Source organism: Vibrio crassostreae (genome assembly GCF_024347415.1).
Classification (GTDB): domain Bacteria; phylum Pseudomonadota; class Gammaproteobacteria; order Enterobacterales; family Vibrionaceae; genus Vibrio; species Vibrio crassostreae.
In genome coordinates this window covers 1,520,498-1,532,797 of sequence record NZ_AP025477.1, presented here as the reverse complement: position 1 = coordinate 1,532,797, position 12,300 = coordinate 1,520,498, and the positions used below count along the sequence as shown (strand labels likewise).

The 12,300-nt window shown below is 44.9% G+C and carries 9 protein-coding genes and 1 pseudogene; 7 read left to right on the top strand and 3 right to left on the bottom strand.

The window, feature by feature from the left end:
- Positions 1-537: 537 nt before the first annotated feature.
- From OC193_RS22560 to OC193_RS22550, 3 genes are all read right to left on the bottom strand, one after another.
- On the bottom strand, positions 538-813 hold the full coding sequence (locus OC193_RS22560; RefSeq protein ID WP_048664464.1) for a hypothetical protein: 276 nt from the start codon (positions 811-813) through the stop codon (positions 538-540).
- A gap of 99 nt (positions 814-912) precedes the next feature.
- Positions 913-2,232, bottom strand: coding sequence for a sensor histidine kinase (locus OC193_RS22555; protein WP_048664465.1), 1,320 nt, complete (start codon positions 2,230-2,232; stop codon positions 913-915).
- Positions 2,233-2,268: 36 nt separating this feature from the next.
- Positions 2,269-2,973 carry a response regulator transcription factor gene (locus OC193_RS22550; RefSeq protein ID WP_048664466.1) on the bottom strand — a complete coding sequence of 235 codons (705 nt, stop codon included), beginning with the start codon at positions 2,971-2,973 and terminating at the stop codon, positions 2,269-2,271.
- 278 nt (positions 2,974-3,251) lie between these two features.
- Between OC193_RS22550 and OC193_RS22545 the strand changes: the two genes are divergently transcribed.
- The 7 genes and pseudogenes from OC193_RS22545 (at position 3,252) to OC193_RS22515 (ending at position 12,292) form a co-directional block, all read left to right on the top strand.
- Positions 3,252-4,361: a hypothetical protein gene (locus OC193_RS22545; protein ID WP_048664467.1), complete on the top strand. Its 1,110-nt coding sequence runs from the start codon at positions 3,252-3,254 to the stop codon at positions 4,359-4,361.
- A 224-nt stretch (positions 4,362-4,585) separates the two neighbouring features.
- A pseudogene (locus tag OC193_RS22540) lies at positions 4,586-6,267 on the top strand (LruC domain-containing protein).
- A gap of 9 nt (positions 6,268-6,276) precedes the next feature.
- Positions 6,277-6,783 carry a hypothetical protein gene (locus OC193_RS22535; RefSeq protein ID WP_048664468.1) on the top strand — a complete coding sequence of 169 codons (507 nt, stop codon included), beginning with the start codon at positions 6,277-6,279 and terminating at the stop codon, positions 6,781-6,783.
- A gap of 430 nt (positions 6,784-7,213) precedes the next feature.
- Positions 7,214-7,816 carry a transcriptional regulator BetI gene (gene betI / locus OC193_RS22530; RefSeq protein ID WP_004732441.1) on the top strand — a complete coding sequence of 201 codons (603 nt, stop codon included), beginning with the start codon at positions 7,214-7,216 and terminating at the stop codon, positions 7,814-7,816.
- Between the two features lie 101 nt (positions 7,817-7,917).
- On the top strand, positions 7,918-9,378 hold the full coding sequence (gene betB, locus OC193_RS22525) for a betaine-aldehyde dehydrogenase (RefSeq protein ID WP_048660470.1): 1,461 nt from the start codon (positions 7,918-7,920) through the stop codon (positions 9,376-9,378).
- A gap of 72 nt (positions 9,379-9,450) precedes the next feature.
- Complete coding sequence (betA, locus tag OC193_RS22520; RefSeq protein WP_048664469.1) at positions 9,451-11,163, top strand: choline dehydrogenase; 1,713 nt, start codon at positions 9,451-9,453, stop codon at positions 11,161-11,163.
- 157 nt (positions 11,164-11,320) lie between these two features.
- Complete coding sequence (locus OC193_RS22515; RefSeq protein ID WP_048664470.1) at positions 11,321-12,292, top strand: choline ABC transporter substrate-binding protein; 972 nt, start codon at positions 11,321-11,323, stop codon at positions 12,290-12,292.
- The last annotated feature ends 8 nt before the right edge of the window (positions 12,293-12,300 follow it).

Genomic DNA, 12,300 nt, shown 5'->3' with positions numbered 1-12,300 from the left:
CATGAAAACGTAACAAAATTATCACAACGAATTTACATCATTCGATCCGATTAATTAGTAGCATGGCAATGATCTCTTTTATTCATGAAACTTATATTTTTCGTATTTACAGATAGTTATCGTTTCTGTTTATTTTTGAACGCACCTATATGTTTTATTTATAAAATTATGACACTTTTATTAAGTGTTAATTTCTATTGGAAATTAAGATTCTTAAGTAAATTGATCTGTGCCTCAGTTAAGGTGTTCCGAGCTGATAGAAGGATCAACGATTTGAAAGTGTCATTTTAACCTGAAGGCTGTTAAGCGATTTTAAGGGCAGTTTTGATAAGAATTTGAAGATTTTTAGGCTTATTTTTCGAATTGTTAGTTACAAGAGGGAAGGGGGATTGGGCACTTCTTTGGCACAGAGCACAAAATCTGCTGGATGAAAAAAGCCAGCGACGGGTCACTGGCTTAGATTAACTTAGTTTGTACAGGCTACTGATTAAAGGTACGTAACGAAGACACTTAACTATGGTTTGTAACTAAAGCTAATTACTGCTTTTTACCGCCAACTTGAACGTAGTCGATACCGATAATACGGTTGATGATACCCAGAACAGAGCTCGTATCAGAGTTTGTTGAGCGAATCGTATCAACAGTTGCACCTTCAGGCACTAATTCCATTGCGCGGTCTTGAGTATTACCTGGAACTTGGAAACCGACAATGTTAAAGCTCTCAGCGTGCGCTGTGTAAACTTCATCGTTGTGGCTAATACCTGAACAGCCTGCAAGAGAGACAATACCCAAAATAACTAATAACTTTTTCATGAACACACCTTAAGAATGATTGGAGTTTAGATTCAATAGGTTCATGGGAGACAGTATCTCCCGACCGATGTTGAACATTATTCCAGAGGTGTTTCGTAGTTACTGTATGGGTTTGTCAGTCGAACCATTACATAGCTGAATGGTTATGGTGAATACCGCACCCTTTAAGGTTTGGCTTTGACCTACCTCCACGGTTGCGTTGTGTTGAGCGCAGATCTTCTCGACGATAGACAACCCTAAACCATGGCCACTCTTGGCTTTGTTACGCGCTTTATCGCCAACGTAAAATGGTTCAAACAAGCGAGCCTGATGTTCTTGAGTCACACCATCACCATCATCATGTACAGCTATCTGCAGTTGTTCTTGATGTGCGCTGGCTTCAATTAACACTTGAGAGCGTGCGAATTTCATGGCGTTGCGTACGAGGTTATCTAGAGCGCGGTTCAGCAGTATTTCATCCGCAAGAATCTCGTATGGTTGCTCTGGCAGTGATAGGTTGATGTCGAGCTCTGTGTCCTTGTTCCAGCGTGTCATCGCGTTATCGAGAAAGTCATTTATCTCGACAGGCTGCTGCAAATTTTCGAGGTCGCAGCTATCCAGCTTGGCGTAACACAATAGCTCGTCGACCATCTTCTCCATCTCTTCCGTATCTTCCACAATACTCTCTACAGTCTCTTGCTGAGATTCGTTGAGCGGTGTGTCTTTCAGCATTTCAGCTTGCCATTGGATACGGAATATCGGCGTGCGCAGCTCATGGGCGACTGCATTGGTGAGTGAGCGATTACTTTCAATCAGTCGGTGAATACGGTCTGCCATTAGGTTGAAAGACTTATTGAGTGAGCCGATTGCAATGCCGCTTGAGGTCTCGGCTCGCGATGAGAGATCGCCTTCTGCAAAGGCGAGCGTCGCCGATTCAAGCTTTTTAACTCGGCGGAAGATGATAAATAGGTGGCATACGCCATACAGGATAAAGCTTGCTAGGAAGAACAACCAAATGAGGTCATCTTCTAATTCTATTTTTTGCCTAACGAACGCTTCACTGTTGGGTAGGTAATGATAGGTATTGTCACTGCTTGCTAAGCGAAACCAAAGGTCACGCTCATCATCGTGAAAGATAAAGGTATTTGGGTTGGTCGAGAAGAACTCTGAGACAGGGCTTGGTATTTCATCTTTTGGATTGAACGTAATCAGTTTATTTCGAGTGGTTTCAACAAACTGATTCATGGCTTGTTGAGCCGCCTCAAGCCCCTGATTTTTTGCGATGTTCTCTATGAGTTGCTGGTGGGCTGTGGCTTCATAATCTTGCAGAACATATTCGTAGTCAGTATTGAGCTGATAGACACAGATTTCATAGGCGATAATGCCTGCCATAAAACAAACTAACAGCCCTATTAAGGACTCCAAAAAGATACGTCGCATAATCGTTCTCTTTCATTACGCTCGTAGTGAGCGAAGTTAATGCCAGGCGGTTGAAACAAACAAGTAGCCCTTACCGCGAATGGTCTGAATTTTCTCTGCTGGTGTGTGGTCGTCGCCCAAAATCTTCCTTAGACGTACAACCTTGTTATCAATAGTTCGATCAATGCCATCATACTCAATACCGCGCAATGTTTGCGTCAAGTAGTCACGCGATAGCGGTGTGTCAGGGTTACTCGCCAATAGCCAAAGTAGGTCAAACTCGCTGTCAGTGAGTGATAAAACCGCACCTGAAAGCTCACACTTCTTATAAGTGTTTTTCAGAACGAGTTGATCAAACTGAAGGGTGTCTGAGTCATCGACTGAAGCGGTACTGGTGTCTTGGCGGCGTAACAGCGAACGAACCCTTGCCAGCAGAACTCTTGGTTTGATTGGCTTAGTGACATAGTCATCAGCCCCTGTCTCTAAACCAGCAACGTGGTCGAAATCATCATCGCTAGCGGTGAGCATCAAGATTTTACCTTTATAGTGCGTACGCGTCTGTCGGCAGATTGTAAGTCCATCAGTTACAGGAAGCATCAAATCCAGCAGTACGATATCAGGCTGTGCGGCAAGAATGGTTTGCACGGCGTCACTGCCATCATCTAGTGTGGAGACTTCAAAGTCCTGCGTAACAAAGTAATCCTTTAGCATTCGCTGAAGTTTCAAATCGTCTTCTACGATGATCATTTTAGGTTTTGTCATTCCATTATCAGCCTTATCGTGCGTTTCATTTATCGAGATTACGTGAGGGAGTCTTTTTGAGTAGCTAGTAATTGTGGTACACCCAATTTACAGGCCTTACGTAAAATACCTAATGCAAATGATTAAACACTTTATAAGTTAGTTCAATGATGAATTGGCATTTATAGGAAAATAAAAAACATTGTTCAAATAGGCTCGACATTCTCATACATTCTTACGACAGATAAATTAAGCGCTAAACAATAGAATTTTCTCATTAAACACTTTGGGAATGACGCATGAATAAGTATAGAAAAACGTTACTGGCACTGCCTTTGATTATTTTAGCTGGGTGTAATTCAAGTTCTAACTCAGGTTCAAGTTCTGGTAACGCAGCGACTAAAGCACAAGTGAAACCTAAGGCGGATTACGTATTTTCGTCAGTGAAATTAGGCAAGTTGTATCAAGAACGAGAAGAGCTTCAAGAGTCAATGAAACTGACCTATGACGGAGTGCAGTATGACCAAATTCAATTTGCTGAAGATATTAGTGATAAGCAAAAAGTAGTAAGGCTTGCGAGCCGTTTAGGTCAAAGTGTTGATCTGTATTTTCCTGATGCAGGGTTTGATAGCTGCGGTATCTACACAGAGAGCAAGGGTTTGGACGTGTTTGATTGCGGCGCCCCGCTCCGCTCTGTTTCTAATGAGACCACGTTAATTCAAACAACAGCGAACAGTGCAAAAGCAGTTGAGCTTGAGTACCAAAATGAGTTGTCGCAATACGTGACGAGCTTGGGTTCGACGATTCTGAGTAACACCAAAAATGGTAATAAGGTCACCATCACCACTTTATTTGCTTTCAATGCCTTTTACCGCGATGTGCTCCACGAGACTGGGGCTGTTGATCGTATTACTTCCACTCTAGGCGCATCAACCTATTCTCAGCTTTTTGATATCGTGAAATTGTATCAAGGCAGTGAGATGACGTTGAAGTTTACCAACCATATTGGTGGAAGTGCCGACGATGATATCAATATGTACACCGGTCGCATGATCCACAATAACAAGATGACGACGATCGTAACGCCTACGGGTTCGGTGTTCTCTGGCGGCACGGACTTGTTTGCTGCAGGTAATCCACGAGTTTTGCAACGCGCTGATACCACCAAGGCTATTGAGCTGAATAAGCAGGTGGGTGTCCATAGTTGGGCCGAGGGGGATAAAACGGCCAAAGAATTCCCGTACACCAACGAGAGTCATCGTAAACAAGCGACCTACTTTAAAAAGGTGATGGGAGACAAAGGAATCGATTTTTATATCTTCACTTTAGATTCTGCTCCGGCTTCTGGTGAACACTGGGTGACAAAGGCCGACTCAGATAAATACGGCTTCATTACACGTATTGAGTAAGTTCTAAAGCATAGTTCTCGATAGTTCTAACTCTTAGCAAGGTTGATAGTGACTCCGTCATTATCAACTTTTTTTGTGTTTTCTTTTTCACTTCAACTTCATTCTCAAAATGAGAATAACGAAGTCTTTATATCTAAATTATTGTTAAATAAAAGATTAATTCCCGGCACTATCTTTGCTCTATATCTCTTTACACGTTTAAGGCTAGTGAAAGAGGGAACAGAATGAGAAATTGGAATTCAGTCATATTGCCGAGTTGCTTGGTGCCATGTGTCGCGATGGCGTTGACAACCGCAGACCTTACATTTGAATCAGGCTCGGATGCTTCTAACTATTCTGCAAAAGGTAAACCCAATAATACTTATTCGATCGCGGGGTCACTTCCTCAAGATGTTTTAACTAACGTCTATTCGATGTTGCCAGAAGGCACTACCGTCAACAGTGCCTTTATTGCACCTGAGCGTTATTCGAGTATTGATATTGATGATGAGTTGGACGGTGCAGAGTACGCCACAGCCACAATCACTTTCCTGAACGAAGGGGCGGGTTACCGCAACACCCTTGGCTACTTCGTTTTTGATACTGATAACCCTCCAGCAACTAAAGACGATATCAACGCACATGTCGTGGTGTTTCCTAATACGTCGGTTGCTGATGTTGGGGAAATGCAAGAAGGGGACTCTATTGATCTCAGTGTCCAACTTACGGCAGGTCAAACATTAGCCTTTTTTATCATCTCGAATGGTTGGGGCTGGGAAGGATCTTATAACAACATCCCGTGGCTTGGTGGCTGGGGCACACCTTTCTACAGCTATCCATTACTTAACCCTGAGGCGTCAGCTGAAAATAGAAGACACAATGTTGCCTTTCTAGATACAGAGAATGAGTTTTTGGTACTTGGCTTTGAGGATATTTATCGTCCAACTGGAGACAACGACTTTAATGATCTGATTTTCACGGTCGAAGTGACGCCATTTACCGCCGTTGATGGGGTTAATGAAGATGGCACGACAGATTCCAAATATGAAGTGCTTGTTCAAGAGAATAATGAAGATGTGACCGTAACAACGGTGTACCCGAGCTCGAACAGCTACGCAACGATCGCATTCGAAGATAATTGGCCATTGAAAGGTGACTACGACTTCAATGACGTGGTGTGGCGCTACAAAGTGACAGAGCAGCTTAATGGTCAACGAGAACTCAAGAACTTGACCGTAGATTACACCCTTCAAGCAATGGGAGCGGGCTACTCAAATGGTTATGCTGTGAAGCTACCTAACGTTTTACCTGCTAACGTAGCGTCGACAACATTAACTCGTAACGGTGTTGCCGTCGGTCATACGATTTTGCAAGCAGGTGATAGTGAAACGATATTGATGGTCTCTGAGGATTTGAGAGTAGACCTAGAGAATATTGGTGAACTATCGGAAAGCTGTGTTTTCTACCGAACCCAAAGTGCATGTTCTGGGGTACAAAACGCTGACGTACTTAACTACCAACTGTACGTGGAATTTACTACAGCAGTATCACGTGATGACATAGGGTACCCACCTTATGACTCATTTATCTTTGGGGCTGATGGTACTTATCACGGTGACTTCGTCGCGACCCCTCCGGGTATGACGTGGCAAACTCACTTAAAAGAGTTTACAGGTACCAGTGATATGAATAACGCCTTGTTAAATAGTCATGATGACAGCTCTTCAGGCTCTGAGTCGTTCAAAACCAGTAATAATATGCGTGGGTCATCAACATTCGAGACGAATGGGATCACCCTGTAGAACTGGTTGATATCAGTGATGCGTATACGTCATTCCCTACATGGGTAACCAGCAGCGGTGAAACCGATGGTGAATGGTACAAAGCATCGACCACGAACAAAGTTATATCAGCTACGGATGAGTAGGAGAGCACCATGAATAAGATAAGCAAATTAATTACCATGACATCCTTCTCTCTCATAATAAGTGCTTGTGGCGGTGGAGGAGGTGGCGGTGGTAACACCAGTGCATCACCTGCGCAGACTCCAGCTGCGACACCAACACCGACGCCCGCTCAATTGCCTGCGTTAGTAATCCAGCCAGCAGCGATCAGTACGTCTGATATCGTGGCGCCTGTCGGTTTCTCATTTGATATTGGGGAGAAGATCAGCTTGTCGATGGATTACACGGGAACGACTTCGGGAGCGCTGCATTTGTATTCCGAGTCGGCATTTGTGATGAGTAATGGTGATGTTGTTGCGGAGCCTACTTCTCGAATCACAACCGTTTATCCAACACACACCGATGTCGTAGAGCTGGAAATCAATGGTAACTGGGAGCAGATCTATGCCCGTTGGGTGCCAATGAGCAGCAGTGAGAAAGAGCAAAGTTGGGTGATTTCACTGGATCAGTCGAGCAATAGTTACCACTTAGCTTTTTAGTTGAACTAACCACGCTTTATTAACTCGATATTGGTGATAAAAAAATGAGAGCACCTAACTTGATAAAGGTGCTCTCGTCGTATCTGATTTTCATTCTTGCTCTCGATCAATTACGCCATCGCTTCTCCCTTCTTAACCACAAATAACGATGCCTATTCTTTGCATATCACCCATTTCGGCCCAGAAGATAAGTGGTTAAGTTTTGTTCTTATTGAGTAAAAACATTTGACCATTAACTATCACACCTCAAATCTTTAATTCTTTTCGTTAGTGCTCTAAATGATATTTAATTTATTGTTTTATAATGATTTTTTTGCTTTTGAATGCTGTATTGTTACGAGTTTGTTTTAAATAATCATTTGAACCCTAACTAAATTTCTGTCATTTTATATTTAACTGAACGTTCAATAAAAAATAAAAGGATTAAGAAATGCCGAAGGTTGGGATGCCTGACATACGTAAACCACAGCTTGTTCAAGCGACCATGACGGTGATTGATCGAGTCGGTTTGCATGCTGCGAGTATTGCGTTGATCAGCAAAGAAGCGGGAGTCTCTACCGGCATCATTAATCACTATTTTGGTGGTAAGCACGGCCTGCTCGAAGAGACCATGCGTGAAATCCTTCGCCAACTCTCCAACACCATCACGACTTCACTAAAAGCGCTTCCTGTTGATGCTCACCAACAGAGAATTAACGCAATCATCGATGGTAACTTCGAAGGTTACCAAGCAGAAAATAAGGTCGCGAAGGCGTGGTTGGCATTTTGGTCATATTCAATGCATGACGAGCAGCTGAAAAGACTGCAGCGTGTGAATGAAAAACGTTTGATTTCACACTTACGTCTTGAGTTGAAAGGTATTTTGAATCATGAACAAGCGGATCTCGTTGCTCACGGGATTGCGTCTCTGATTGATGGTTTGTGGCTGAGAGGCACACTAAACCCAGATGGTATCGATGCTCAAAAGGCGCGAGCTATCATCAATGATTATCTAGATAAACAACTTACGTTCTACTCGTGTCACAGCAAATAGATCGCAGTGGCAGCGCTAGACCTAGAACGACTACTATTTACACCCAATACTCACATATAGACCAGTAGAGTCTAATAACAATAATTAAGTCAGAATCTCAAATGGAAATGAACTCGTTATACATCGATGGCGCAGCGGTTAAAGCAACCTCTGGTGAAACCTTTGATAGCATTAACCCTGCCAACGGTGAACCTATCGCGACTTTAGGCCAAGCATCTTCAGCAGATGTCGACAGTGCTATTGAATCTGCGAAGCGCGGATTTGCGGTATGGTCTGCAATGACCGCTGTAGAACGCAGCCGCATTCTGTTGAAGGCAGTGGAAATACTTAGAGCTCGAAATGATGACCTTGCAAACCTTGAGGTTGTTGATACGGGCAAGCCGCTGCAAGAAGCAATTGAAGTGGATGTGGCGTCTGGCGCTGATGTTATTGAATACTTTGCTGGCTTGGCTCCAACGCTACAAGGTGACCAACAGCCGCTCAGCGAATCTCAATTCTTCTACACTCGCCGCGAACCGCTAGGCATCTGTGCGGGCATTGGCGCATGGAACTACCCCATTCAAATCGCGATGTGGAAATCGGCTCCGGCATTGGCTGCGGGTAACGCGATGATTTTCAAACCTTCAGAAGAAACGCCGCTCACAGCGCTCAAGCTTGCAGAGATCTTTACCGAGGCTGGTCTTCCTGATGGCGTGTTCAACGTGGTTCAGGGCGATTACCGTGTTGGTCAAATGCTAACGGCGCACCCAGACGTCGCGAAAGTGTCGTTCACGGGCGAAACCGGTACCGGTAAAGCGGTAATGGCAGATAGCGCTAAGACGCTGAAATCAGTCACCATGGAACTTGGCGGCAAGTCACCAATGATCGTGTTTGATGATGCGAAATTGGATGATGCGGTTTCCGCTTCGATGGTTGCTAACTTCTACACCCAAGGCGAAGTGTGCACCAACGGTACTCGTGTTTATGTACACGAAAACATCTACAACGCATTCATCGATCAACTTAAAACACGCACTGAGAAGCTGATCATTGGTAACCCAATGGACATGGAGACTCAGATCGGCGCGTTGATTTCTAAAGAACACCTGTCAAAAGTCCTTGAAGCAATTGAGCTAGCTAAGCAGTCGGGTGCAACCCTGTTGACGGGCGGCTATCAAGTGACAGACAACGGTCTCGAAAACGGCAACTTTGTTATTCCAACGGTGTTTGTGGATTGCGAAGACAACATGCCTCATGTTCAACAAGAGATCTTCGGTCCTGTAATGTCAGTGTTGAAGTTTACGGATGAAGACGATGTGATTCGCCGCGCCAACGACACCAAATACGGCCTTGCGGCTGGTGTGTTCACGCAAAACCTTTCTCGTGCGCATCGTGTTATTCATCAAATGCAGGCAGGTATTTGTTGGGTGAACACGTGGGGCGACTCACCGGCAGAAATGCCTGTTGGTGGTTACAAGCTTTCGGGGATTGGCCGTGAAAATGGACCAGAAACCCTACTTCATTATACGCAGACTAAGAGCATTCTTATTGAACTTGGCGACTACGCCAGCCCTTATGCCTAAAGCGTAACACTCAATTTAATGGGTTAGCTTAACAGAGCTAGCCCTACTGACTCATCTCAGGGAAATCAAAACATGGAACAACGCTACGATTATATTATCGTCGGCGCGGGTTCGGCCGGCTGTGTGTTAGCGGATAGGCTAACGGAAAGCGGTGAACATAGCGTTTTATTACTGGAAGCTGGTGGTACGGATAAGAGCATTTTTATCCAGATGCCAACCGCGCTTTCTTACCCAATGAATACTGAAAAGTACGCTTGGCAATTTGAAACAGAGCAGGAACCGGGTCTTGATGGACGTGAACTGCACTGCCCACGTGGCAAAGTGTTAGGCGGCAGCTCATCGATCAACGGGATGGTTTATGTTCGTGGTCACGCGTGTGATTTTGACCAATGGGAAGAAGAGGGCGCGGCAGGTTGGAACTACCAAGCATGTCTGCCTTACTTCCGCCGTGCTGAATCATGGAACAAAGGCGGTGATGAATACCGTGGCGACAATGGCCCTGTCGGCACTTGTAATGGTAACGATATGGAACTCAACCCGCTTTACCAAGCGTTTATCGATGCAGGTAAAGACGCAGGTTATCCAGAAACCAACGATTACAACGGCTACCAGCAAGAAGGCTTCGGCACTATGCATATGACAGTGGACAAAGGGGTTAGAGCCTCAACCTCTAACGCTTATCTACGTCGAGCATTGAAGCGTTCAAACCTGACCTTGAAGAAGGGCATCGTGGCGCGTCGTTTCTTACTTGAAGCACAAGACTCAGAAGGTCTATCGGGCTTGAAAGCGGTTGGTGTCGAGTTTGAAAAGTCAGGCAATACCCAAGTGGCGGTAGCGAACAAAGAAGTGATCTCTTCTGCGGGTTCTATCGGTTCTGTTCAACTGCTTCAGCTTTCTGGTATCGGCCCGAAAGCCGTGCTTGAAAAGGCCGGCGTTGAGCTGAAACACGAACTGAATGGCGTCGGTGAAAACCTTCAAGATCACTTAGAAGTGTACTTCCAATATCACTGCAACGAACCGATCACGCTCAACAGCAAGCTTGGCTTGGTCAGTAAGGGCATGATTGGCGCGGAATGGATTCTGACTCGTAAAGGCCTTGGTGCCACTAACCACTTTGAATCGTGTGCGTTCATTCGCTCTCGTAAAGGATTGAAGTGGCCAAACATTCAATATCATTTCCTGCCAGCAGCGATGCGTTACGACGGACAAGCGGCCTTTGATGGTCACGGTTTCCAAGTACACGTAGGGCCTAACAAGCCAGAGAGTCGCGGTACGGTTGCGATCACCTCTGCTGATCCGCATGCCAAGCCAGAGATCATTTTCAACTACATCTCAACCGAACAAGACCGCCAAGATTGGCGCGATTGTATTCGTCTGACGCGTGAGATTTTGTCGCAACCTGCGATGGATGTTTACCGTGGTGAAGAGATTCAGCCGGGTCTAAACATTACTTCCGATGAAGCAATCGATGAATGGGTTAAGCAGAACGTAGAAAGTGCGTATCACCCTTCATGTGGTTGCAAAATGGGTGCTGATAACGACCCAATGGCGGTGCTTGATGAAGAGTGTCGTGTTCGCGGCATTGATAATCTGCGTGTTGTTGATTCGTCTGTATTCCCAACTATTCCAAACGGAAACTTGAACGCGCCCACCATCATGGTGGCTGAGCGTGCCTCGGATTTGATTCTGGGCAAGCCCGTTCTAAAAGAGCAAAACGTTCCGGTATGGATAGCACCGGAATGGGAAGAGACACAAAGAATCAATAAGCCAGTACGAGAAGCGTAAGCGTCTGTTATTGGTTAAAAAATAGCAAAAGTAGTAAAGAATAAAAACAACAAGTAACAAGCAAAAAATAACAAAACTAATTAGTCAAAAGTCAGAAGAACTGCTCTCTATCGGCGTTGATATCGAGCAGCAAAAGGAAAGATAAAAAGGAACCATTATGACGACTCTAAATATTCAGAACGTGACGACAAAAACGTTAACAGCACTAGCCATCAGCTCATTTGCATTTGGTGTTAACGCTTCAGTAGAACCACAGCAATGTGAAAACGTTCGCTTCGCTGATGTAGGCTGGACTGACATTACCGCAACAACCGCCGTTACTTCTGAACTATTAAAAGGCCTTGGTTACAAAACCAAAACCGACCTACTTTCAGTACCGGTGGCATACTCTTCAATGGCGAACGGCGATATTGACGTATTCCTAGGCAACTGGATGCCAACCATGGAAGGCGATATTGCTAAGTACCGTGAAGAGGGCACGGTTGAAACCGTTCGTGCCAACCTTGAAGGCGCAAAATACACGCTAGCCGTACCAAAATACGTGTACGACTCTGGCGTGAAAAGTTTCGCAGACTTAGCAAAACATGCCGACAAATTTAAAGACCGCATCTACGGCATCGAGCCGGGTAACGACGGTAACCGCCTAATCCAATCGATGATCGACTCTGACGCATTCGGTCTAAAAGATTTCAGCCTAGTTGAATCAAGTGAAGCGGGCATGGTATCGCAAGTATCTCGCGCTGCTCGTCGTAGCCAGTGGATCGTTTACCTTGGTTGGGCTCCGCACCCGATGAACAGCAATGTTGAGATGGAATACCTTTCAGGCGGTGACGACTTCTTCGGCCCTAACTACGGTGGTGCGAATGTTTACACTAACGTTCGTTCAAACTACCTGTCTGAGTGTGCAAACGTCGGTCAACTTCTACAAAACCTAGAATTCACTCTAGAGATGGAAAACCAGTTGATGGAAGAGATTCTTAACCAAAAAGTGAAGCCAGAAAAAGCGGCTCAACAATGGTTGAACAACAACCCTCAACAAGTTGAAGCTTGGTTAGACAACGTAAAAACGCATAAAGGTGAATCAGCGACTCAAGCGGTTACTGAATACCTAAAGCAAGTTAAAGCTTAGTTTTACCT